The 24,217-nt window shown below is 73.0% G+C and carries 18 protein-coding genes; 3 read left to right on the forward strand and 15 right to left on the reverse strand.

Annotation, left to right across the window (positions count from 1 at the left end; all coding sequences use genetic code 11):
- Position 1: 1 nt before the first annotated feature.
- Together dnaJ and hrcA are read right to left on the reverse strand one after the other, a co-directional pair.
- Positions 2-1,135, reverse strand: a complete 1,134-nt coding sequence (gene dnaJ / locus E4U91_RS11710; protein ID WP_137306799.1) for a molecular chaperone DnaJ — start codon at positions 1,133-1,135, stop codon at positions 2-4.
- Complete coding sequence (hrcA, locus tag E4U91_RS11715) at positions 1,136-2,152, reverse strand: heat-inducible transcriptional repressor HrcA (protein WP_137306800.1); 1,017 nt, start codon at positions 2,150-2,152, stop codon at positions 1,136-1,138.
- Between the two features lie 151 nt (positions 2,153-2,303).
- Between hrcA and E4U91_RS11720 the strand changes: the two genes are divergently transcribed.
- The gene (locus E4U91_RS11720) at positions 2,304-3,029 is read left to right on the forward strand and encodes an MBL fold metallo-hydrolase (protein WP_137306801.1); all 726 of its coding nucleotides are present in this window, start codon (positions 2,304-2,306) and stop codon (positions 3,027-3,029) included.
- Between the two features lie 31 nt (positions 3,030-3,060).
- On the forward strand, positions 3,061-3,876 hold the full coding sequence (locus E4U91_RS11725) for a DUF3097 domain-containing protein (RefSeq protein ID WP_137306802.1): 816 nt from the start codon (positions 3,061-3,063) through the stop codon (positions 3,874-3,876).
- Between the two features lie 39 nt (positions 3,877-3,915).
- Here E4U91_RS11725 and hemW read toward each other — a convergent pair whose 3' ends face one another.
- The 4 genes from hemW to lepA all read right to left on the reverse strand — a co-directional run bounded on the left by hemW (position 3,916) and on the right by lepA (position 11,512).
- The gene (gene hemW, locus E4U91_RS11730; RefSeq protein WP_137306803.1) at positions 3,916-5,148 is read right to left on the reverse strand and encodes a radical SAM family heme chaperone HemW; all 1,233 of its coding nucleotides are present in this window, start codon (positions 5,146-5,148) and stop codon (positions 3,916-3,918) included.
- A gap of 61 nt (positions 5,149-5,209) precedes the next feature.
- Positions 5,210-7,240: a SpoIIE family protein phosphatase gene (locus E4U91_RS11735; RefSeq protein ID WP_137306804.1), complete on the reverse strand. Its 2,031-nt coding sequence runs from the start codon at positions 7,238-7,240 to the stop codon at positions 5,210-5,212.
- A 201-nt stretch (positions 7,241-7,441) separates the two neighbouring features.
- The gene (locus tag E4U91_RS11740) at positions 7,442-9,343 is read right to left on the reverse strand and encodes an AMP-dependent synthetase/ligase (RefSeq protein WP_137306805.1); all 1,902 of its coding nucleotides are present in this window, start codon (positions 9,341-9,343) and stop codon (positions 7,442-7,444) included.
- A 300-nt stretch (positions 9,344-9,643) separates the two neighbouring features.
- A complete protein-coding gene (lepA, locus tag E4U91_RS11745; protein WP_137306806.1) occupies positions 9,644-11,512 on the reverse strand; it encodes a translation elongation factor 4 in 1,869 nt (622 codons plus the stop codon).
- Positions 11,513-11,732: 220 nt separating this feature from the next.
- Here lepA and rpsT point away from each other — a divergent pair, with 220 nt between their 5' ends.
- On the forward strand, positions 11,733-11,999 hold the full coding sequence (gene rpsT, locus E4U91_RS11750) for a 30S ribosomal protein S20 (RefSeq protein WP_067241202.1): 267 nt from the start codon (positions 11,733-11,735) through the stop codon (positions 11,997-11,999).
- A gap of 242 nt (positions 12,000-12,241) precedes the next feature.
- Here the strand turns inward: rpsT and E4U91_RS11755 are convergent, their stop codons facing one another.
- The 9 genes from E4U91_RS11755 to leuS form a co-directional block, all read right to left on the reverse strand.
- Positions 12,242-12,637 (reverse strand): nuclear transport factor 2 family protein, encoded by a 396-nt coding sequence (locus E4U91_RS11755; protein WP_137306807.1) that lies wholly within the window; start codon positions 12,635-12,637, stop codon positions 12,242-12,244.
- 113 nt (positions 12,638-12,750) lie between these two features.
- Positions 12,751-13,740, reverse strand: a complete 990-nt coding sequence (holA, locus tag E4U91_RS11760; protein ID WP_137306808.1) for a DNA polymerase III subunit delta — start codon at positions 13,738-13,740, stop codon at positions 12,751-12,753.
- 111 nt (positions 13,741-13,851) lie between these two features.
- Entirely contained in the window at positions 13,852-14,097 is a 246-nt protein-coding gene (locus tag E4U91_RS11765) for a hypothetical protein (protein ID WP_137306809.1), read from the reverse strand.
- Positions 14,098-14,113: 16 nt separating this feature from the next.
- A complete protein-coding gene (locus E4U91_RS11770; RefSeq protein ID WP_137306810.1) occupies positions 14,114-14,920 on the reverse strand; it encodes an arylamine N-acetyltransferase family protein in 807 nt (268 codons plus the stop codon).
- A 32-nt stretch (positions 14,921-14,952) separates the two neighbouring features.
- Entirely contained in the window at positions 14,953-17,634 is a 2,682-nt protein-coding gene (locus tag E4U91_RS11775) for a ComEC/Rec2 family competence protein (RefSeq protein ID WP_137306811.1), read from the reverse strand.
- Positions 17,631-18,761 carry a ComEA family DNA-binding protein gene (locus E4U91_RS11780; RefSeq protein WP_137306812.1) on the reverse strand — a complete coding sequence of 377 codons (1,131 nt, stop codon included), beginning with the start codon at positions 18,759-18,761 and terminating at the stop codon, positions 17,631-17,633. The genes E4U91_RS11775 and E4U91_RS11780 overlap by 4 nt, the downstream gene beginning before the upstream one ends.
- 148 nt (positions 18,762-18,909) lie before the next feature.
- The gene (locus tag E4U91_RS11785) at positions 18,910-19,755 is read right to left on the reverse strand and encodes a DegV family protein (protein WP_137306813.1); all 846 of its coding nucleotides are present in this window, start codon (positions 19,753-19,755) and stop codon (positions 18,910-18,912) included.
- A gap of 72 nt (positions 19,756-19,827) precedes the next feature.
- Positions 19,828-20,622: a hypothetical protein gene (locus E4U91_RS11790; RefSeq protein WP_137306814.1), complete on the reverse strand. Its 795-nt coding sequence runs from the start codon at positions 20,620-20,622 to the stop codon at positions 19,828-19,830.
- 265 nt (positions 20,623-20,887) lie between these two features.
- Entirely contained in the window at positions 20,888-23,770 is a 2,883-nt protein-coding gene (gene leuS, locus E4U91_RS11795; protein ID WP_137306815.1) for a leucine--tRNA ligase, read from the reverse strand.
- Positions 23,771-24,217: the final 447 nt, after the last annotated feature.

The raw sequence follows: 24,217 nt of genomic DNA on the forward strand, positions 1-24,217 counted from the left end.
ATCAGCGGCCGTTGAACGCGTCCTTCAGCCGGCTGAACAGGCCCTGCTGCCCCGGCTGGAACTGGCCCAGCGGCCGCTCCTCGCCCCGCAGCTTGGCCAGCTCCCGCAGCAGCCGCTCCTGCTCGGGGTCGAGCTTGGTCGGCGTCTGCACCTCGACGTGCACCACGAGGTCGCCGCGGCCGCCGCCACGCAGGTGCGTGACGCCCCGGTTGTGCAGCGGGATCGACTGGCCGGACTGGGTACCGGGCCGGATGTCGACCTCCTCCAGGCCGTCCAGCGTCTCCAGCGGCACCTTGGTGCCGAGCGACGCCGCGGTCATCGGCAGGGTGACCGTGCAGTGCAGGTCGTCGCCGCGCCGTTGGAACATCGCGTGGGGCAGCTCGTGGATCTCCACGTACAGGTCGCCGGCGGGGCCGCCGCCGGGACCCACCTCGCCCTCGCCCGCGAGCTGGATCCGGGTGCCGTTGTCGACGCCGGCCGGGATCTTCACGGTGAGCGTCCGCCGCGAGCGCACCCGCCCGTCGCCCGCGCACTCCGGGCACGGGGTCGGCACCACGGTGCCGAAGCCCTGGCACTGGGGGCAGGGCCGGGACGTCATGACCTGGCCCAGGAACGACCGGGTCACCTGGGACACCTCGCCGCGGCCGCGGCACATGTCACACGTCTGGGCGGTCGTGCCGGGGGCCGCGCCCTCGCCGTTGCAGGTGCCGCAGACGATCGCGGTGTCGACCTGGATGTCCTTGGTGGTGCCGAAGGCCGCCTCCTCGAGGTCGATCTCCAGCCGGATCATCGCGTCCTGGCCGCGGCGGGTGCGCGAGCGCGGCCCGCGCTGCGACGCCGTGCCGAAGAACGCGTCCATGATGTCGGAGAAGTTGCCGAAGCCGCCGGCCCCGAAGCCCCCCGCACCGGCCCCGGCCTGCGAGAGCGGGTCGCCGCCGAGGTCGTAGACCTGCTTCTTCTGCGGGTCCGAGAGCACCTCGTAGGCGGCGTTGATCTCCTTGAACCGCTCCTGGGTCTTCGGGTCCGGGTTGACGTCCGGGTGCAGCTCGCGCGCGAGCCGCCGGAAGGCCTTCTTGATCTCTTCCTGCGACGCGTCGCGGCGCACGCCGAGAACGGCGTAGTAGTCCGTGGCCACTTACGACTCCGCCAGGATCTGTCCGACGTACCGTGCCACTGCGCGTACCGCTCCCATCGTTCCCGGGTAGTCCATGCGGGTCGGTCCGACCACGCCGAGCTTGGCCACTGCCTCGCCGCCCGAACCGTAGCCGACCGACACGACGGACGTGGAGTTGAGTCCTTCGTGGGCGTTCTCGTGACCGATGCGCACGGTCACGCCCGGATCCTGCGCCTCGCCCAGCAACTTGAGGAGCACGACCTGCTCCTCCAGCGCCTCGAGCACCGGCCGGATCGTGAGGGGAAAGTCATGTCCGAAGCGGGTGAGATTGGCGGTGCCACCGATCACCAGCCGCTCCTCGTTCTCCTCGACGAGTGTCTCCATGAGGGTGGAGAGCACCGTGGAGACCGTACCGCGGTCCTCGGCCTCGAATGCCTCGGGCAGGTCCTCCACCAGCCCCGGCACGTCCGCGAAGCGGCGGCCCGCGACCCGGCTGTTGAGCCGCGCCCTCAGGTCCGCCAGCGAGGACTCGCCGAACGGCGCCGGGCAGTCGACCAGCCGCTGCTCGACCCGGCCGGTGTCCGTGATGAGCACCAGCATCAGCCGCGCGGGCGCCAGCGAGAGCAGCTCGACGTGGCGCACGGTGGACCGGGTCAGCGACGGGTACTGCACGACGGCGACCTGCCGGGTGAGCTGCGCGAGCAGCCGCACCGTGCGGGCCACCACGTCGTCGAGGTCGACGGCGCCCCCCAGGAAGTTCTGGATGGCCCGCCGCTCGGGCGCCGTCATCGGCTTGACGCCCGCGAGCTTGTCGACGAAGAGCCGGTAGCCCTTGTCGGTCGGGATGCGCCCGGCACTGGTGTGCGGCTGGGCGATGTAGCCCTCGTCCTCCAGGGCCGCCATGTCGTTGCGCACGGTGGCCGGGGAGACACCGAGGTTGTGCCGCTCGGTGAGCGCCTTGGAGCCCACCGGCTCCTCGGTCCCCACGTAGTCCTGGACGATGGCGCGCAGCACCTGGAGCCTGCGTTCACTCAGCATCGCGCGCACCTCCAGAAAATCGTCCCCGAGACGTCCACCTGGCACTCTTCGATCGTGAGTGCCAGCGTTCCCCGGCCCAGTGTACGGCGGTGGGGTACCGGCAGGGCAAGGTCGGCCCCGCGGCCGGGGGCAGTACCGCTAGCGTCCCGGTATGACGGTGACTTGGGAAGAGCTGGGGTGGGAGCGCGTCGCACCGGGGGTGGGGCGGGTGCGGCTGCCGGGCTGGGACTGCACGGCGGGGCTGGTCGCCGGGCGGGACGGGGCGCTGCTGATCGACGCCGGGTCGAGCCTCGCCGAGGGGGCGCGGCTGCGGTCCGAGGCCGAGCGGCTCACCGGGCGCCGTGTGACCCATCTCGCGCTCACCCACCCCCACTTCGACCACGTGTTCGGCGCGGCCGCCCTGGCGGGCGCCGAGGTGTACGCCGCGGTCGGGACGGACGCGGTGCTCGCCGCGGGCGCCGAGGAGCTGCGGGCGGACGCGGTGCGCAACGGGCTGGACGAGGACACCGCCGAGGAGGCCGTGACCGCGCTGGTCCGGCCCCGTCACCCGGTCTCCGGCGAGCTGACCCTCGACCTGGGCAGCGACCGGCAGGTGCTGCTCGCCAACGTGGGGCCCGGCCACACCGCCCACGACCTCGCCGTGCTGGTCCCCGGCGAGACCGAGGTGGTCTTCTGCGGCGACCTCGTCGAGCAGTCCGGTGAGCCCCAGGCGGGCCCGGACGCCGTGCCGTCGCGCTGGCCGGCCGCGCTGGACCGGCTGCTGGCGTTCGGCGGCGACGACGCGCTGTACGTGCCCGGACACGGCGCGGTGGTGGACGCGGCCTTCGTCCGCGCCCAACGCGACGCGCTGGCGGCCCGGTTCGGCGTGTCGCCGTAACGGCGCGGGAGCTTTCCCTATCGTCATCAGAATGCGCCAGTACTCCGCCGACCTGACCCCTCCGTGGAAGAAGTCCCAGCCGGTCCCCGAGGTCCCGGCGGAGCCCGACCTGGTGGTCGAGGAGCCCCGTACCGGCTTCTGCGGCGCGGTAGTGCGCTGCGAGGCGGGCACGGTGACCCTGGAGGACCGCTTCGGCAAGCACCGCGTGTTCCCGCTGGAACCCCGGGGCTTCCTGCTGGAGGGCAAGGTGGTCACCCTCGTGCGGCCCCCCGCGTCCGCCCCTGCACGCCCCACCCGCACGGCCTCCGGCTCGGTCGCCGTCCCCGGTGCCCGCGCCCGCGTCGCCCGGGCCGGACGCATCTACGTGGAGGGCCGGCACGACGCCGAGCTGGTCGAGAAGGTCTGGGGCGACGACCTGCGCGTCGAGGGCGTCGTCGTGGAGTACCTGGAGGGCGTGGACGACCTCCCGTCGATCGTGGACGGGTTCGCCCCCGGCCCCGACGCCCGCCTCGGCGTCCTGGTGGACCACCTGGTCCCCGGCACCAAGGAGTGGCGCATCGCACAGTCGGTCACCAGCGAGCACGCCCTGGTCGTCGGCCATCCGTACATCGACATCTGGGAGGCGGTGAAGCCGTCCGCCCTGGGCATCGAGGCGTGGCCCCGGGTCCCGCACGGCCAGGACTGGAAGACCGGGGTGTGCCGGGCGCTGGGCTGGCCCTCGGACAACACCGGCGCGGTGTGGCAGGCGATCCTCAAGCGGGTGCGGTCGTACAAGGACCTGGAGCCGGAGCTCCTGGGCCGCGTGGAGGAACTGATCGACTTCGTGACGGGCGACGCCGGGGCCTGAGGGCGGCGCCGGCCCGGACGTCGAGAGCGGCCCGGTCCCTCAGTCGACCAGGTCCCGCACCACCGCGTCCGCCAGCAGCCGCCCCCGCAGGGTGAGCACCGCGCGGCCCTGCCCGTACGGTCCCTCCTGGAGGAGGCCGTCCGACAGGGCCCGGCGGGACGCCGCGAGGCCGTCCTGCTTGAGCAGGGACAGCGGCACGCCCTCGCGCAGCCTCAGCTCCAGCAGGACGCGCTCGACCCGCCGGTCCTCCTCGGACAGCACCTCACGCCCCGCACCCGGCGTGCGCCCGGACGCCAGCGCCGCCGCGTACGCGCCGGGGTGCTTGACGTTCCACCAGCGCACCCCGCCGACGTGGGAGTGCGCGCCCGGCCCCGCGCCCCACCAGTCGGCGCCGCGCCAGTACAGCTCGTTGTGCAGGCACCGCCCCGCGTCGGAGGTGGCCCAGTTCGACACCTCGTACCAGGCGAAGCCCGCCGCCGACAGCACCTCCTCGGCCATCAGGTACCGGTCGGCGTGCACGTCGTCGTCGGTCATCGGGACCTCGCCGCGGCGGATCCGGCGGGCCAGCTGGGTGCCCTCCTCGACGATGAGCGCGTAGGCGCTGACGTGGTCGGGGCCGGCGCCGATCGCCGCGTCCAGCGAGGCCCGCCAGTCGTCGTCGCTCTCCCCGGGGGTGCCGTAGATCAGGTCGAGGTTGACGTGGTCGAATCCGGCCGCCCGCGCCTCGGCGACGCACCGCTCGGGGCGGCCGGGCGTGTGGGTGCGGTCGAGCACCTTCAGCACGTGCTGCCGCGCGCTCTGCATGCCGAACGAGATCCGGTTGAAGCCGCCCGCCCGCAGCGCCGCGAGGTAGGCCGGGTCGACCGACTCCGGGTTGGCCTCCGTGGTGACCTCCGCGTCGGGGGCGAGCCCGACCTCCTCCCGGATCGCTGCGAGCATCCGCACCAGGTCGCCCGCGGCCAGCAGGGTCGGCGTGCCGCCGCCGACGAACACCGTGCGGACCTCGCGCGGGTCGTCGCCCAGCACCTTGCGGGCGAGGCGGACCTCGTCGACCAGGGTGTCGGCGTAGTTGTCGCGGGAGGCCAGCACACCGCCCGTGCCGCGCAGCTCGGTGGCGGTGTAGGTATTGAAGTCGCAGTAGCCGCAGCGGGTCGCGCAGTACGGGACGTGCAGGTAGAAGCCGAGGGGGCGGTCGGCGGCCCCGGCGAGCGCGGACGCGGGCAGCGCGCCGTCGGTGGGGACGGGCTCGCCGTCGGGGAGTGCGGAAGGCATGCGTTCCATTGTCCCGCACCCGCGGGGTGACCTCGCCGGGCGCGGGGCGACGGACGTCCCGCTACTCGGCCTGGAGCACCAGCAGCGCCAGGTCGTCCTCCGGGGGCCGGCCGCCGAAGGCGTGCACCTGCTGCCGGATCCGGGCCGCGATCCCGTCCGCGTCCAGCCCGGCGCACCCGGCCAGGGCGTGCGCGAGCCCGTCGCCGTCGTCGAACTGGCGCGGGCCCGAGCGGCGCTCGGTGACCCCGTCGGTGACGCACAGCAGGCTGTCGCCGGACAGCAGCGCACACGTCTCGCTGGTGTACGCCACGTCCTCCACGACCCCGAGCAGGGTCTGCGGCTGGGCGACCGTCCGTACGGTGCCGTCCGGGCCGAGGAGCAGCGGCAGCGGGTGCCCCGCCGAGGCGAGGGTGCAATGGACGCCGCCGGGGAAGGGGACGAGCTCGCCGTAGAGGAGCGAGAGGAAGCGGGTCTGCGGGCCGTCGGCCGGTCCGGCGGGGCCCGTGGGGCCGGCGAAGGCGCGGGCCGCCGCGTCGGCCGCCTCGGTGGCGTCGTCGAGGAGCAGCTGGTTGAGCCGGTCGAGGACGTCGGCGACGCCGTACCCCTCGCGGGCCAGCAGCCGCAGCCAGGGCCGGGCGAGGCCGATGACCACGGCCGCCTCCGGGCCCTTGCCCTGCACGTCGCCGACGGCGAAGCACCAGCGGCCGTCACCCGCCGGGAACAGGTCGTAGAAGTCGCCGCTCGGGCCGCCCTGGTCGCACGGCTCGTACACCAGCGCGCTGCGCACCCCGGGGATCTCGGCGACCGCGCCGGGCAGCAGGCCCCGCTGCAGGACGGCGCTGATGGTGGCCTGGCGGGCGTACTGGCGGGCCGCGCCGACGGCGAGCGCGACCCGGCGGCTGAGGTCCTCGACCAGGCCGGCGACCTCCTCGGGAAACCTTTCCGCTCCGGACCGCCCGATGACCAGCGTGCCCAGCGGGCGTCCGCCCGCGACCAGCCGGCAGGCGAGCACCGCACCCGGCCCGCCCGGCGCGGCGCCGGGCCAGGGGAGCTCGACGGGCCCGGCGAGGGAGGCCGCGGTGAGCGGGGTCGCGGTGAGGGGCGTCGCGGTGAGGCGCGGCGGGTCCTTCTCCAGGGCGCGGCGCAGCTCCTCGACGTGGCCCTCGCTGCCGTGCCGGACGCGGGCGAGCCGCTGCCCGGAGCCGTCGCCCCAGCCGCGTCCGCCGACCTCGTCCTCCAGCCACACCGCGCACCAGTCGGCGAGCCGCGGCACCAGGAGCTGCCCGGTGAGCGAGGCGACCAGGTCCTCGTCGAGCTGCCCGGCGAGCAGGTCGGACGCCTCGGCCAGGAACGACAGCGCGTTCCGGCCGAGCCAGTCCTGGTCACGGTCGGGGAGGGCGCCGGGCGCGGCGGGGCGGGCATCGGGGGCAGTGGGGCCAGCGGATGACGGGGCGGGTGTGCGGGACGCTCCGGGCGCCGGGGCTGGGTACTCCCCCGACACGACGGGCAGGCCCTCGCCGACATCCCCGTCCGTCTCCGTCCCGGTCGTCTCCGTCCCGTCCGGTCCCGGCGCGCCGGGCAGACGGACCCACACCGTCTTGGCGCCCCGGCGGTAGGTCACGCCCCACTCCTCGGCGAGCGCCGCGACCAGGCGCAGCCCGCGGCCGTCCTCCGGGAGGCCGGCCGGGGGTGTGTGGGGCTCGGGCGTGCCGTCGGCGGGGGGACGCGCGGGGTGCCGGCCCGGGTGCCGGTCGGAGACCTCGACGACGACGTCGTACGCCGTCCGCGCCGCGCCCGTGCGGGGCTCCCACGGTTCCGCCAGCCGGCAGTCGAGGTCGACGTCCGTGCCGGCGTGCAGGACCGCGTTGGTGACCAGCTCGCTGAGGACCAGCACCGCGTCCTCGGCGAGCCGGGCGGGCACGGGCAGGCCGAGGTCGGCCCACTCCCGCAGGGCCTCACCGAGCAGACCGCGGGCCGTGCCGGGCGCCAGGGTGCCGCCCGGCAGCGTGGCCCGCACCCGGGGGAGCGGCCGGGCCGGCGGCGTGCCACCGGTCCGGGACACCGTCTCCCGTTGCGTGGGAAGGACCCCCATCGACAGCTCCCGCACAGTTCGGCGCCGCACACCCGTCGCTCGTCGCCGACAGGGTGCCAGCCGGGCACGCGGGTGAGCGCGCGGTGGCCGAAGTGGGCCGTCCGGGGCGGACGGGAGTCCGGATGTGCTCGGAGAAGGATCGAAGAGGGCGCGAAGGAGGCCGGTTCGGGGGCGCTTTCCGAGCGCCCCCTCCCCCAGGGGCTACGACTCCCGCGTCCCCGCGTACATCTCGTCGATCAGGTGCTTGTACTCGCGCTCCACCACGGGCCGCTTCAGCTTCAGGCTCGGGGTGATCTCGCCGTGCTCCACGTCCAGGTCCCGCGGCAGCAGCCGGAACTTCTTGATCGTCTGCCAGCGCTGGAGACCGGAGTTGAGCTCCTCGACGTAGCCCTGGACGAGGGAGACCGTCGAGGGGTCGGCGACGACCTCCGCGTAGGACTTCCCGGCCAGGCCGTTCTCCTTCGCCCAGTCGAGGATGGCCACCTCGTCGAGCGAGATGAGCGCGGTGCAGTAGTTGCGGTCGGCGCCGTGCACCAGGATGTTCGAGACGTACGGGCAGACCGCCTTGAACTGGCCCTCGACCTCGGCCGGCGCGATGTACTTGCCGCCGGAGGTCTTGATCAGGTCCTTCTTGCGGTCGGTGATGCGCAGGTAGCCGTCGGGCGACAGCTCACCGATGTCCCCGGTGTGGAACCAGCCGTCCGCCTCCAGGACCTCCGCGGTCTTCTCGGGCAGCTCGTGGTAGCCCTGCATGATGCCGGGGCCGCGCAGCAGGATCTCCCCGTCGTCGGCGATCCGCACCTCCGTGCCGGGCAGCGGCTTGCCGACCGTGCCGGTGCGGTAGGCCTCGCCCGGGTTCACGAAGGAGGCGGCCGAGGACTCGGTGAGGCCGTAGCCCTCCAGGATGTGGATGCCGGCGCCGGCGAAGAAGTAGCCGATCTCCGGCGCGAGCGCGGCCGAGCCGGACACGCAGGCGCGCAGGTTGCCGCCGAACGCCTCGCGGATCTTGGAGTAGACGAGCGTGTCGGCGACCTTGTGCTTGGCCGCCAGGCCGAACGGCGCGGTGCGGTTGCCGGTGCGGCGGAAGTTGTCCTGGGTGACCTTCGCGTACTCGCGGGCGACCTCGGCGGCCCACTGGAAGATCTTGTACTTGGCCCCGCCGCCCGCCTTCGCCTTGGCGGCGACGCCGTTGTACACCTTCTCGAAGATGCGCGGCACGGCGGCCATGTAGGTCGGCTGGACGACCGGCAGGTTCTCGATGATCTTGTCGACGCGGCCGTCGACGGCGGTGACGTGGCCGACCTCGATCTGGCCGGAGGTCAGCACCTTGCCGAAGACGTGCGCGAGCGGCAGCCACAGGTACTGCACGTCGTCCGGGCCGACGAGCCCGGTCGCGGCGATCGCCTTCGCCATGTACGACCAGTTGTCGTGCGGCAGCCGCACGCCCTTGGGGCGGCCGGTTGTGCCGGAGGTGTAGATGAGGGTGGCGAGCTGGTCCTTGCCGATCTTGCCGACCCGCTCCCGGATCAGGTCGGGCTCCTGCTGGAGCCGGGCCGCGCCGCGCTTCTCCAGCTCGTCGAGGGTGAGGATCCACTCCCGGCCCTCGCCGTCCGGCGCGCCCGCGGCGTCCTGGAGCCCTGCCCCGTCGATCACGACCACATGCGTCAGGTCGGGCAGCTCGGCGCGCTTCTCGATCGCCTTGGCGAGCTGGTCGGCGTTCTCGGCGATCAGCACCCGGCTCCCGGAGTCGGAGAGGATGAACGCCGACTCGTCCGCGTTGGTCTGCGGGTAGACCGTCGTGGTGGCGGCGCCGGCGCACATGATGCCGAGGTCCGCGAGGATCCACTCCAGGCGGGTGGAGGAGGCCAGCGCGACGCGCTGCTCGGGCTGCACACCGAGCTCGATGAGACCGGCCGCGATCGCGTAGACCCGCTCGGCCGCCTGCGCCCAGCTCAGCGACCTCCACTCGTCCGGGCCCTCGCCCGAGGCGGGCGGCACCGGATAGCGGTAGGCCTCCGCGTCCGGGGTGGCGGCCACGCGCTCCAGGAAGAGGCCCGCGACGGACGGCGGACGGTTCTCGATCAGTGTCTGTGTGTCGCTCACGACATCCTCCGGGCCCGCGACGGTGCGGCTGGCTCGTGCGGCCAGCCCGGCCGGCTGGCTCTGTCTGGCTGATTCCTCCCCCGCGAGCCCTTGTTTAACTCGCGAGTAACTACCGAGCAGGCATCAGGGTAAGGCCCGACCGCCTGGTATGTAAGGGGCAGCGGCCTGTCACTTCCTCCAGGAAACACCCGCCCGGCGCCCGCCCACATGCCGAAGGGCCTGCCGTTCTTCGTCCGGCAGGCCCTTCTGCGACCGACTGGTGGGGCCGGTTTCCGGCTGGCCGGCGGCCGTGACCGCCGGTTACTTCTTGCCCTTGGCCGATCCCGCGCTGTCGTCGCTGGACAGCACCGCGATGAAGGCCTCCTGAGGAACCTCCACGGAACCCACCATCTTCATCCGCTTCTTGCCCTCCTTCTGCTTCTCCAGCAGCTTCCGCTTGCGGGAGATGTCACCGCCGTAGCACTTGGCGAGGACGTCCTTGCGGATGGCGCGGATGGTCTCGCGGGCGATCACCCGCGAGCCGATGGCGGCCTGGATGGGCACCTCGAAGGCCTGCCGCGGGATGAGCTCGCGCAGCTTGGCGACGAGCCGCACACCGTAGGCGTAGGCCGCGTCCTTGTGGGTGATCGCCGAGAACGCGTCCACCTTGTCGCCGTGCAGCAGGATGTCGACCTTGACCAGGGAGCTGGTCTGCTCGCCGGTGGGCTCGTAGTCCAGCGAGGCGTAGCCGCGGGTCTTGGACTTCAGCTGGTCGAAGAAGTCGAAGACGATCTCCGCGAGCGGCAGCGTGTAGCGGATCTCGACCCGGTCCTCCGAGAGGTAGTCCATGCCGAGGAGGGTGCCGCGCCGGGTCTGGCACAGCTCCATGATCGAGCCGATGAACTCGGTCGGCGCGAGGATCGTGGCCCGCACGACCGGCTCGTACACCTCGTTGATCTTGCCCTCGGGGAACTCGCTCGGGTTGGTGACGACGTGCTCGCTGCCGTCCTCCATCACGACCCGGTAGACCACGTTCGGCGCGGTGGCGATCAGGTCGAGGCCGAACTCGCGCTCCAGCCGCTCCCGGATCACGTCCAGGTGCAGCAGGCCGAGGAAGCCGACGCGGAAGCCGAAGCCGAGCGCCGCGGAGGTCTCCGGCTCGTAGACCAGCGCCGCGTCGTTGAGCTGGAGCTTGTCCAGCGCCTCGCGCAGCTCCGGGTAGTCCGAGCCGTCCAGCGGGTACAGGCCCGAGAAGACCATCGGCTTGGGGTCCTTGTAGCCGCCGAGCGCCTCGGTGGCGCCCTTGGCCTGGCTGGTGACGGTGTCACCGACCTTGGACTGGCGGACGTCCTTCACACCCGTGATCAGGTAGCCCACCTCGCCGACGCCGAGGCCGTCCGCGGCGAGCATCTCGGGCGAGTTGGTGCCGATCTCCAGCAGCTCGTGGGTGGCGCCCGTCGACATCATCCGGATGCGCTCGCGCTTGTTGAGCTGGCCGTCGATGACACGGACGTACGTCACGACACCGCGGTAGGAGTCGTAGACCGAGTCGAAGATCATGGCGCGGGCGGGCGCGTCCTTGACGCCGACCGGGGCCGGGATCTCGGCGACCACCTTGTCCAGCAGCGCCTCCACGCCCAGACCGGTCTTCGCGGAGACCTTCAGCACATCGCCCGGCTCGCAGCCGACGAGGTTCGCGAGCTCCTCGGCGAACTTCTCGGGCTGCGCGGCCGGCAGGTCGATCTTGTTCAGCACGGGGATGATCGTGAGGTCGTTCTCCATCGCCAGGTAGAGGTTGGCGAGGGTCTGCGCCTCGATGCCCTGGGCGGCGTCGACGAGGAGGATGGTCCCCTCACAGGCGGCGAGCGACCGCGAGACCTCGTAGGTGAAGTCGACGTGCCCCGGCGTGTCGATCATGTTGAGGATGTGCGTGTCGCTCTTGTCGTGGGTGGGGGCCCACGGCAGCCGCACCGCCTGGGACTTGATCGTGATGCCGCGCTCGCGCTCGATGTCCATGCGGTCGAGGTACTGGGCACGCATCTGCCGCTGCTCGACCACACCGGTCAGCTGGAGCATCCGGTCGGCGAGCGTGGACTTGCCGTGGTCGATGTGCGCGATGATGCAGAAGTTGCGGATCAGCGCCGGGTCGGTACGGCTCGGCTCGGGCACGTTGTTAGGGGTCGCGGGCACGCAGGGTCCTGTCTCTTGAGGCGCCTTATGCCTCGGGTCGGATCGATACGTAGCCTCCATGGTCCCACGGGCGCGGACCGGCGACCGGTTTGGGCCACTCGCCCCGCCACTGGTAGCCTGGGCAGCTGTGTCTCATGCCCTCTCAGCGCGAGGCACACCCAAGAAATCACCTGGCACGGGACCCCAGCGGCTCCGTGCCTGAACCTGAAAAGGCTCATTCGTGGCGAACATCAAGTCCCAGATCAAGCGGATCAAGACCAACGAGAAGGCCCGGCTGCGCAACAAGGCCGTCAAGTCCTCCCTCAAGACCGCGATCCGCAAGGCCCGCGAGGCCGCTGCCGCGGGTGACGTCGAGAAGGCCACCGAGTACCAGCGCGTCGCCGCGCGTCAGCTCGACAAGGCCGTCTCGAAGGGCGTCATCCACAAGAACCAGGCCGCCAACAAGAAGTCGGCGCTGGCCGCCAAGGTCGCGTCCCTCCAGGGCTGAACCTCTCTGTGATCTGACCGCCGGACGGACCCAGAGCGGGCCCTCTCTCATCCGCTCCCGACCGGCATCCCGGATCCACGCGCGGCCTGCGTTCGCCACGCGGGCGTGGATCCAGCACCAGCTGTGACCCGAGGACCCCGTCGCCCGCCCTTCCCCAGGGCGGCCGACGGGGTCCTCGGCGTGTGCGGTGGTCGTTGTGCGGTGCGCTGCGGTGTGCGGTGTGCCGGGGTGGGGCGTACCCGTCACGTCCAGAACTCGTCGACCTGCTCGATGTCCGCGACGCACTCGTCGAGGTCGGTGATCTTCTCCCCGACGATCCGGAAGACGATGCCGCCCATCGCGTCGACGCGCCGCCCGCCCCGGTCCGCGGTGAAGCGGTGCACCGACACCGCGTGCCCCCGGCCGTCGACGAGCACGTCCCGCAGCTCCACCCGGAACGACCCGTCCGTCTCCGAGCCGAGCCGCCCGTAGTAGTCGAGGACCGACTCGATCCCCTTGTGGTCCCCCGAGAGCGGGTGCGAACCGGGCACGTGGTGGGTGCAGTCCCCGGTCATCAGGCCCCGCATCGTGTCCATGTCCCCGCGCTGGAAGGCGTCGTAGCCCTTGCGGACGAGAGCGGCGTGCGGGTGTTCAGCCATGGTGATCGCCACCTTTCCGTCTCCGGCGGTGTACGGCTGACAGCACGATTGTCCTCCGGGTGACGGCGGTTCGCGCTGCGGGGGGGGACCGGCGCCCCCTGCGTGTCCGGCGATCAGCCGCGTCCCCGCGAACGCGCCGCGCGGGCGATCGCCACGACCGCCTTCTCCAGCGCGTACTCCGGGTCGTCGCCGCCGCCCTTCACGCCCGCGTCGGCCTCGGCCACGGCCCGCAGCGCGTACGCGACGCCGTCCGGGGTCCAGCCTCGCATCTGCTGCCGCACCCGGTCGATCTTCCACGGCGGCATGCCCAGCTCGCGCGCCAGGTCGGCGGGACGCCCGCCGCGCGCCGACGACAGCTTGCCGATGGCCCGCACGCCCTGGGCGAGCGCACTGGTGATCAGCACGGGCGCCACCCCGGTGGCCAGCGACCACCGCAGCGCCTCCAGTGCCTCGGCGGCCCGCCCCTCCACGGCCCGGTCGGCCACGGTGAAGCTCGACGCCTCCGCCCGGCCGGTGTAGTACCGCCCGACGACGGCCTCGTCGATCGTCCCCTCCACGTCCGCCACCAGCTGCGACACGGCGGACGCCAGCTCCCGCAGGTCGCTGCCGATGGCGTCGACCAACGCCTGGCACGCCTCGGGCGTCGCGGACCGCCCGGTGGCCCGGAACTCCTGCCGCACGAAGGCCAGCCGGTCCGCCGGCTTGGTCATCTTGGGGCAGGCCACCTCACGGGCCCCCGCCTTGCGCGCGGCGTCCAGCACCGCCTTGCCCTTGGCCCCGCCGGCGTGCAGCAGCACCAGCGTGATCTCCTCGGCGGGCGCCGAGAGGTACGCCTTGACGTCCTTGACCGTGTCGGCCGACAGGTCCTGCGCGTTGCGTACGACGACGACCTTGCGCTCCGCGAACAGCGACGGGCTGGTCAGCTCGGCGAGCGTCCCGGGCTGCACCTGGTCGGGGTTCAGATCACGCACATCGGTGTCGGCGTCGGAGCTCCTCGCCGCCGCGACCACCTCCTGCACGGCCCGATCGAGCAACAGCTCCTCCTGCCCCACGGCAACCGTCACCGGGGCAAGGACATCCTCGTACGCACTCTTCCTGGCCATCGCCCCAAGGATGACACGCCCCACCGACAGCGAGCCCGAGCCGTTCCCCTGCCGGCCGCGCAGCCTGCGCAGCAGCCCGCGCGGTCACCGGCCTGCCCGGGCACGCCCCGCTCAGGGCTCCTCGCGCCACCCCTCCCACTCGCTCGCGAGCGCGTCCAGCTCGGCCGCCTCCAGCCGCTCCTCCGCGTCCCGCACCGGCACCAGCCACTGCGCGTCCTCCGCGTCGTCCTCCCCCGCCAACGCGTCGCGCACCACCCTCAGCTCTTCCCGCACCCCGAACCGCTCCCGCAACGCCTCCACCGCCTCGTCCGCGGCATCCCGGTCCGGCAGCACCAGCACATGTCTCACGTCACTCACGCCCCCATTCTCCCGCTCAGCCCGCCCCGCCCTGCCGCCCGGCTTCCCGCACCACGGGCACCCGGTCCAGCACGATCCCGAACCACTCCCGGTACGCCGCCAGCACCTCCTCGTCCGCCGCCAACTCCCGCTCCTCGACGGCCCCGTCCCCCCGCGTCACCTTCAGCCGCCGCCCGCTCAACGTCGCCCTCCCCCCGTCCTCCGTGACCCTCGAACACACCAACGACCGCGTGAAGTGCGACTCCGGCGACGTCCGGTGCCACCACGCGCCGGCCACGAAGTCCCCCAGCTCACGGGGCCGCACCTCCAGCCGGTACTCGGGCCCGCCGTCCCGGACGACGTCCAGGTCCCCCGCCTCCCCCGCCTCCACGATCCGGAAGACCCCGCCCGGATCGACCTGCTCCCCCCTCTCCCCGAACACCAGCGGAAGGTGGCTGTGCGCCCCGAACCCCACGTCCGCCAGCCACTCGCTCCCGTCCACCGCCCGCACCCGCAGCGCCATGTGGTCGTACGGCACCCCGAGCCGGCCCTCGCCGAACACCCGCCCCGCGAGCAGAGCGACCTCGTACCCGAGCGCGCCCAACAGCGCCCCGAACGCCCCGTTCACCTCGTAGCAGAAGCCACCCCGGCCCGCGGCCACCACCTTGTCCACCAGCCGTTCCTCGTCCAGCACGATCTCCTCGCCGAGGTGGATCGAGAGGTTCTCGAACGGCACGCTGCGCAGGTGGCGCAGGTGCAGCTCGCGCAGGGCGTCGGCGGTGGGCCTCGCGGGTCGCTCGACCCCGATGCGACGCAGATAGGCATCAACCTGTGCGGAATCCATGCGGCCAGTCTCCCGCCTGCTCTCCCGCCTCCTCAACCCACGGCCACCCGCAGGTCCCCTCCCTCCCCGCTGACCGCCAACGCCCCGTCCCGGTCCGTCCGCAGCACCACCGCGCCCCCGGCCCGCAGCGCCGCGACCGTGCTCGGAGCAGGGTGCCCGTACGCGTTGTCCGCACCGCACGAGATCAACGCCAGTCTCGGCGCCACGACCCGTATCAGCTCCGGGTCCTGGTAGGCCGAGCCGTGGTGCGCCACCTTCAGCACGTCCACCCCGCCCAGCAGCCCGGCCGCCGGCGACCGCAACAGCGCCTGCTGGGCCGGGGGTTCGAGGTCCCCGAGCAGCAGCACCCGCAGCCCCGCGGTCCTGACCAGCAGGGTCACGCTGGCGTCGTTGGGGCCTTCCAGGGCCGGGCCCGGAATCGGGATCGGGCTCTGACTCGGGCTCTGACTCGTGCCCGGGGGCGGGCCCGAGCTCAGGGGCGAAGGGCGGCTCGGGGGCGAGGACGGGAGTGGGGGTGGGGGTGAGGGTGGGGACGGGGGCAGGGGTGGGGACGGGGGTGGCCAGAGCACCTGCCAGTCCAGCGCCCCGAGCCGCCGCCGCTCGCCGGCCGCGGCCGTGACCAGCGGCACCCCCCGGCTCCCCGCCTCCTTCCGGACGAACTCCACCTGGTCCTCGGGCTCCGCCAGCGCCGTCGTCTCGATCGCCCCCACCGACCGCCCCCGCAACACCCCGGGCAACCCGGCCACGTGGTCGGCGTGGAAGTGCGTCAGCACCAGCAGCGGGATCCGGGTGATCCCGAGCGCCGTCAGGCACCGGTCCACCAACTCCGGATCGGGGCCCGCGTCGACGACCACCCCGGTGCCCGGCCCGGCCGCCAGTACCGTGGCGTCGCCCTGCCCCACGTCACACATCGCGAACCGCCACCCCGGCGGGGGCCAGCCCGTGATCACCCTCGTCAACGGCGGCGGCTGCACCACCACCAGCAGGAGCAGCAGCCCGCACGCCGCGCACAGCCACGGGTGCCCGAGCAGCCTGCGTCCGGCCACCAGCACCCCCACCGTGACGAGCGCCAGCAGCAGCGCCCCGGTCCAGCTGCCCGGCCAGTCCACCCCGCTGCCCGGCAGCGCCGCCCCGGTGCGGGCGACCTTGGCGATCCACGTGGCCGGCCAGCCGGCGCACCACGCCAGCGCCTCGGCCGGCGGCATCGCCACCGGCGCCGTCGCCAGGGCCGCGAACCCGAGCACCGTGGCCGGTGCGACCGCGAACTCCACCAGCAGGTTGCACGGCACCGCGACCAGGCTCACCCGCGCCGACAGCACCGCGACGACCGGCGCGCACAGGACCTGCGCCGCCCCGGCGGCCGCCAGCGCCTCCGCGAGCCGCCCCGGCACCCCCCGCCGGCGCAACGCCTCGCTCCAGCGCGGCGCCAGCGTCAGCAGCGCGCCGGTGGCCAGCACCGACAGCAGGAAGCCGTAACTCCGGGCCAGCCACGGGTCGTACAGCACCAGCAACAACACCGCCGTCGCGAGCGCCGGGATCAACGATCTGCGCCGACCGGTCGCCAGGGCCAGCAGCACGACCGCCCCGCAGGCGGCCGCCCGCACCACGCTCGGATCGGGCCGGCACACCACGACGAAGCCGAGCGTGAGCACCCCGCCGAGCACGGCCGTCGACCGCAGCGAGATCCCGAGCCGGGGTGCCAGACCGCGCCGCTCGACCTGTTGGGCCAGTCCCGGCGGTCCGATCAGCAGGGCGAGGATGATCGTGAGGTTGCTGCCGGACACGGCCAGCGTGTGGGCGAGGTCCGTCTCCTTGAACGCCTCGTCCAGCTCGGGTGTGATCCGTCCGGTGTCCCCGACGACCAGGCCCGGCAGCAGCGCCCGCGCGTCCCCGGGAAGCCCGTCGGTGGCCTCGCGCAGCCCCGCCCGCAACCGCCCCGCCAGCCGCTGCGCCGCCGACGCCTCCCGCACCACCGACGGCGCCGCCCGGTCCCTGACCCGCAGCACCGCCGCAAACCGGTCCCCGCCGGTGGTGGCGGGCGCCAGCCGGCCGTGCACCCGCACCCGCGTCGACGGCAGCAGCCCCAGCCACGGCGACTCCTCCGGGCTCCGCGAGCCCGCCCCCTCGGCCCCGGACCTCCCCCGCCGCCCCGCGTCCACCACGAGCAGCACCGGTGTCCGCGTCGCGACCTCGCTCCCGCCCGGCACCTCCACCCGGCGCACCCGCGCGTCGACCAGCACCGAGTCCGGCATCATGTGGTCCCCGCTGATCCTCGGCCGGCTCAACCGCGGATCACCGGTCAGCTCCACCTCGGCGCTCACCCCGGCGAACTCGCGGGCCAGCCCCGGAACCGGCCCCCGCCGGAGGTCCGCCCCGTGCAGAGCGGCCGACGCCGCAGCCGCGGCCACGCACAACAGCATCCCGGCCACGGTCACGCGCGACCAGGAACGCCTGCGCCGGCGGCCTGGGCGACCGTTCCCACCTCTCCCCGACGAATCGGCCCCGCGTCCTCGCGTCAGCAACACCCCTGCCACCACCAGGCAGCCCACCACCAGCCCGGCGACCACCCCGGCAGCCGCGTCGAGCGTGAGTGCAGCGGTCGCCCACGCGGACAGCGCGAGCGGCACCGTGCGGAGGTCCACCGGGCCGTGATCGGGGTGCGGGATCCCGCCGCCTCGGCTCCCGCTCGTGCCCGTACCCGTGTCCGTGCTCATGGCCGTACGAGGTTCCGCAGGTCGGCGAAGCGGCGGTCGCCGATGCCGTTGACCTCGCGCAGTTCGTCGACCGAACGGAAACCGCCGTGCCGGGTGCGGTAGTCGACGATGTGCTGGGCGAGCACGGGCCCCACCCCGGGCAGGGTGTCGAGCTGCTCGGCCGTCGCCGTGCTGAGCGAGATCGGGGCCCCGGGCGCGGCTCCCACACCGGCCCCGCCGACTCCGCCCGCGCCGGCCGCGCCGCTTGTACCCGCGCCCCCCGGGGGTCCCGGCGCCGCTCCCGTGATCCCCACCGCCACCTGTTCCCCGTCCACGAGGAACCGGGCGCGGTTGAGGCCGTCGGTGTTCGTCCCCGGCCGTACCCCACCGGCCGCCCGCAGGGCGTCCGCCACCCGTGAACCAGCCGGGAGGCGATGGATCCCCGGCTTCCTCACCTTGCCGCTGACGTCCACCACGATCTCGGGCGAGGCGCTGGCCCCCGGGGCCGACGGCGGTCCGGCCGCCGCTCCGGTCGCCGAGGCGGTGGGTTCGGCGGACGCCTTGCCATAGGGCGCCACCGCCCGCACCACTTCGGGCGCCGACACGGTCTGGGTGCGCCCGCTCCAGAAGTGCTGGACGGCGAAGGCGGCCGCGACGACGAGCACGACGGCGAGCGCCAGCACGCTGCGCCGCTCCAGCCCGTACCGCGTCTGCATCCACAACGGCATCCGCTCCCGCACCGCGAACCCCGCCCGCTCCCGCCAGCTGTCCATGCCGTGGGTGGCGACGGGGCCGGTGTCGGTCAGGGACCCGCCGACGCCCGTGGTGTCGACGCCCCCGTGGTCCGTCCGCGGACCGATGCCTGTGCCTGTGCCTGTGCCCGCGTCCGTGCCCGGGCCCGAGCCCGGACCTGGACCGGCGCCCCTCCCCGTCGCCCCGTCCGGCGGTTGCCGTCCGTCACCGTCCCGTTCGGCGAAGAGCACCCGCGCCCGTCGGCGGAGTTCGTCCGCCGAGGCCTGCCGGGGTCGCGTCGTGGCGGTGCGGCCCCGGACCGGGGTGCGGCGGTGGCGGGTGCGGCCGTCGGAGCCGGGCTGCCGGCCGGGGCCGCTGGTCGCGGTGGTGCTGACGGTGCGTGATCGAAGAGCCATGCGACGAGCGTGGAACACATCGCCGATTCGCGATGATCTTGCTCAATTTCCGTGGACGGCGCCCCGGTTGTGGACAACTCCGTCACTCTCACGGGTGAAACCGCGCTTGAAGCGAGCCGCGCGACACCCGCCATGACCGGCGTGTCGCTCACCGCGGTGAGACGACGACCCCCAGCAGCCCCGGCCCGGTGTGCGCGCCGATCACCGCGCCGATCTCACTCACGTGCAGGTCGGCCAGCCCTTGCACCCGCGTCCGCAGCCGTTCGGCGAGGGCCGAGGCACGGTCGGGCGCGGCCAGGTGGTGGACGGCGATGTCCACGGGTGCGCTGCCCGCCCGGTCGGCGACCAGTTCCTCCAGCCGCGCGATCGCCCGGGACGCCGTGCGCACCTTCTCCAGCAGGTCGATGCGGCCGTTCTCCAGCTGGAGCAGCGGTTTCACCGCGAGCGCGGAACCCAGTAGGGCCTGGGCCGTGCCGATGCGTCCACCGCGGCGGAGGTATTCGAGGGTGTCGACGTAGAAGTAGGCGGAGGTGCCGGCGGCCCGCTTCTCCGCGGTCGTGACCGCCTCGTCCACCGTGCCGCCCGCCTCCGCCGTCTCGGCCGCGGCGAGCGCGCAAAACCCCAGGGCCATGGCGACCATGCCGGTGTCGACCACCCGCACCGGCACGGGCGCCTCGCGGGCGGCGACCACCGCCGCGTCGTAGGTGCCCGACAGCTCCGCTGACAGGTGCAGGGAGACGATGCCCGTGGCACCGGAGGCGGCGACCTCGCGGTAGGTCTCGGCGAACTGCTGGGGACTGGGCCGCGAGGTGGTGACGGAGCGTCGCTTCTGGAGTGCCTGCGCCAAGGAGCGGGTCGTGATCTCGGTGCCCTCTTCGAATGCCTGGTCGCCCAGGACCACCGTCAGCGGGACCGCGGTGATGCCGTGGCGCTCCATCGTCCGCTGCGGCAGGTAGGCCGTTGAATCCGTGACGATCGCGACATGGCGGGACATGAGCTGGAGGTTACCTGCCGTAGCGTGCGGGGGGCAGTCCGGCCCCTCAGGGCTTGACAGCCCTTGACCGGATCAAGTGGTGCTCTCGGGGCGCGGTTTCTTCTGCCAAGGGTAAGTGGGACGCGGTGCCGGCGGGGTGATAGCGGGCCGGTCCGCTTCCTGGTCCGCACGCGTGCCCTGCTGGTCGGGCCAGGTCCGGCTGTCGGTCGAGGGGCCGGCGGCGGGGGCCTCGGGCCACGGCGGAGGTGCCTGCGCGGACGGTCCCGTGGCGCCCGGGGATCCCGCGGACGTCGTGGAGGCCGCGGCGGCGGGGCCGGGATCGGCGGTGGTCCAGTGGCGCAGCGCGCCCGTCTCCATGTCGATCTGCGCACTGAGGGTGTCCAGATCGTCGTCGGCGAACCGGCGGGCGCGGTCGCGGGCCGCCCAGCGCAGGTTGTCCGCGGACTCGGTGATCCGCTCGGCGCGCTCGCGCAGCCCGGGCAGTCGCTCGACGAGCGTCGCCCGGTCCGGTTCGGCCTCGAGGCGCTTGAGCTCCTCGTCCAGCTCGTGACCGTGCGCGCTCAGGCGCCGGAAGAGGCCGAGGGACTCCTTGAGGGACTCGTCGTCGACGGCGCCCGCGTGCAGGGTGTCCTGGGTGGCGCGCATCGAGGTGCGCAGCTTCAGCCGGAGCTGGGCGATCTCGGCGGCCGGCCCGAACTGGGCGAAGGACTTGGCCCGCAGGGTGTGGTCCTCCACGGTGCGGCGGGCCTGGGTGAGGGTGCGGTCCACCCCGCGCTTGGCCGCGCCGACCGCCTTGATCGTGGCGTAGGTGCCGAGGGCCACGAAAAACAGGAAGAGCACGGCGAGGACACTGATCACTGCTTCCACGTGCTCCTCCTCGGTCCTGGCGCGGCGCGGGCGTCGTGGCGCACACCGCTGTCCTCTCCCACGGTAAACGGCAGGGGCAGGTTCGAAGTTCCATATGAACCCCGAACCTGCCCGCAGAAGACCCCGGCCCGCCCCGTAGGGGACGCCCCGGACGCCCGGACGCCTGGTTCGCGCAGGGCGCGCAGCATGCCGGTTGCACAGCACGCCGGATGCGCAGCACGCCCGGTTCACACCGGACGCTCAGCCCCCCGGTGCGCGCAGCCCGTCACGCCGGGACGATGTTCACCAGCTTCGGCGCCCGCACGATCACCTTGCGGATGTCCGCGCCGCCCAGCGCCTTGACGACGGCCTCGTCGGCCAGCGCCGCCTTCTCCAGCTCCTCCTCGGAGATGGACGGCGGCACCTCCAGCCGCGCCTTGACCTTGCCCTTGATCTGCACGACGCAGGTCACGGACTCGTCCACCACGTAGGCCGGGTCGGCCACCGGGAAGTCCTGGTGGACGACGGAGCCGGTGTGGCCCAGCTTGCGCCACAGCTCCTCGGCGATGTGCGGGGCCAGCGGGGCGACCAGCAGCACCAGGTCCTCGGCGACGGACCGCGGGACGGCACCGCCGGCCTTGGTCAGGTGGTTGTTCAGCTCGGTGATCTTGGCGATGGCGGTGTTGAACCGCATGCCCTCCAGGTCGCCGCGCACCCCGTCGATGGCCTTGTGCAGGGCGCGCAGCGTGTCCTCGTCGGGCTCGGCGTCGACGACCGTCAGCTCGCCGGTGGCCTCGTCGACGACGTTGCGCCACAGCCGCTGCAGCAGCCGGAACTGGCCGACGACCGCGCGCGTGTCCCAGGGCCGGGAGACGTCCAGCGGGCCCATCGCCATCTCGTACAGGCGCAGGGTGTCCGCGCCGTACTCGGCGCAGATCTCGTCCGGGGTCACCGCGTTCTTCAGGGACTTGCCCATCTTGCCCAGCAGGCGGCTGACCTTCTCGCCCTCGTAGTAGTAGGCGCCGTCGCGCTCCTCGACCTCGGCGGCCGGCACGGCGATGCCGCGGCTGTCGCGGTAGACGTAGGCCTGGATCATGCCCTGGTTGTACAGCTTGTGGAACGGCTCCGCGGAGGAGACGTGCCCCAGGTCGTACAGGACCTTGGACCAGAAGCGCGCGTACAGCAGGTGCAGCACGGCGTGCTCGGCGCCGCCGACGTACAGGTCGACACCGCCGTGCGGCAGGCCCTCCCGCGGGCCCATCCAGTACTGCTCGATCTCGGGGTCGACCAGCTGCTCGGCGTTGTGCGGGTCCAGGTAGCGGAACTCGTACCAGCAGGAACCGGCCCAGTTGGGCATGGTGTTGGTCTCGCGGCGGTACCGCTTGGGGCCGTCGCCCAGGTCCAGGGTGACGTCGACCCAGTCCTCGTTGCGCGACAGCGGCGTCTCGGGCTGGGTGTCGGCGTCGTCCGGGTCGAAGGTGCGCGGGCTGTAGTCCTCGACCTCGGGCAGCTCCAGCGGCAGCATCGACTCGGGCAGCGCGTGGGCGACGCCGTCCTCGTCGTAGACGATCGGGAAGGGCTCGCCCCAGTAGCGCTGGCGGCTGAACAGCCAGTCGCGCAGGCGGAAGTTGACGGTGCCCTCGCCGATGCCCCGGCGCTCCAGCCACTCGGTGACGCGCGCCTTGGCCTCCACGACGCCCAGGCCGTCCAGGGAGACGTCCTCCCGGGCGGAGTTGACGATCGTCGCGTCGTAGGAGACGAAGGCGTCGTCCCACGTGGAGGTGTCCGTGCCGCGGCCGTCGGTCGGCCCGACGACACAGCGGATCGGCAGTTCGAAGGCGCGCGCGAACGCGAAGTCCCGGGTGTCGTGGGCCGGGACGGCCATGATCGCGCCGGTGCCGTAGCCCATCAGGACGTAGTCGGCGATGAAGACCGGGACCCGCTCGCCGTTGACCGGGTTGGTGGCGTAGGCGCCGATGAAGACGCCGGTCTTGTCCTTGGCCTCGGCCTGCCGCTCGACGTCGGACTTCGAGGCGGCCTGCGCGCGGTAGGCGGCGACGGCCTCGGCGGGCGTGGCGTGGCCGCCGGTCCATGCCTCGCGCGTGCCCTCGGGCCAGGTGTCCGCGGTGAACTTCTCGACCAGCGGGTGCTCGGGGGCCAGCACCATGTAGGTCGCGCCGAACAGGGTGTCCGGGCGGGTGGTGAAGACGGTGATGCGCTCGCCGTCGATCGGGAAGTCGACGCGGGCGCCCTCGCTGCGGCCGATCCAGTTGCGCTGCTGCAGCTTGATGGCCTCGGGCCAGTCCAGCTCCTCCAGGTCCTCCAGCAGCCGGTCGGCGTAGGCGGTGATGCGCATGTTCCACTGGCGCAGCTTGGCCTTGAAGACCGGGTAGTTGCCGCGCTCGGAGCGGCCGTCGGCGGTGACCTCCTCGTTGGCCAGCACGGTGCCCAGGCCGGGGCACCAGTTGACCGGCGCGTCGGAGGCGTACGCCAGCCGGTACTCGCCCAGGACGTCGGCCTTCTCGACGGCGCTCAGCTCGCTCCACGCGCGCGGGGAGCCGTCGGCGCTCGGGACGGCGCGCTCACCGGACGCGAACTGGGCGACCAGCTCGGTGATCGGGCGGGCCCGGCCGGCCTCCTGGTCGTACCAGGAGTCGAAGATCTGCAGGAAGATCCACTGGGTCCACTTGTAGTAGTCCGGGTCGATCGTGGCGAACGACCGGCGCTTGTCGTGGCCCAGGCCCAGCCGGCGCAGCTGGGCCTTCATGTTCTCGATGTTGGCCTCGGTGGACACGCGCGGGTGCGTGCCGGTCTGCACGGCGTACTGCTCGGCGGGCAGGCCGAAGGCGTCGAAGCCCAGGGTGTGCAGGACGTTGTGGCCGGTCATGCGCTGGAAGCGCGCGTAGACGTCGGTGGCGATGTAGCCCAGCGGGTGGCCGACGTGCAGGCCCGCACCCGAGGGGTACGGGAACATGTCCATGATGAACTTCTTGGGCTTGGCGACCAGCTCCGGATCCCCCGCCAGGTCACCCTTCGGGTTGGGCGCGGCGTACGTTCCCTCGGCATCCCAGAAGTCCTGCCAGCGTGCCTCGATGTCGGCGGCCAGGGCCGCCGTGTAGCGGTGCGGCGCGGCCACCTCTGCGGGGGCAGCGGAGTTCGTCTCGCTCATGATCCTCAAAGCTCCATCGATCGTCTCTGCCGGCGGCTGTGCGTTCTAGAAACGAAAAATCCCCTCGCACAGGAGGGGATGCCGCGCCGATGCCGACCACGATCCGTGCGGTGGTCGGGACTGATCAGCGCGGCCCGCTAAGCAGAAGGCGTACGGCACGCATGGCGCTAGGGTACCGCAGCCCTTGAGCAAGCTGCGACGCGCTTGCGTATGCCTGGGAGACACGTCGCTCTCGGGGAGGACTGCTGGACCCAGGTCACGGATTACTTCGCGTAACAGCCGCTAAAGGACACCAGAACCGGCGCGCCGCCCATGGATGACATCGCAATGACCCAAACCTCCTACTGATCGGTATGGCGCCACTTACAGTTCGGCAGCGGGACCGCTTTCCCGAACCGCTTCGGAGTTGCCCCCATGAACCCTCGTCGTAGTACCACCTCGCTCCCC

Origin of the sequence: Streptomyces lasalocidi, from assembly GCF_005280215.1 — a bacterium.
Taxonomy (GTDB): domain Bacteria; phylum Actinomycetota; class Actinomycetes; order Streptomycetales; family Streptomycetaceae; genus Streptomyces; species Streptomyces longwoodensis.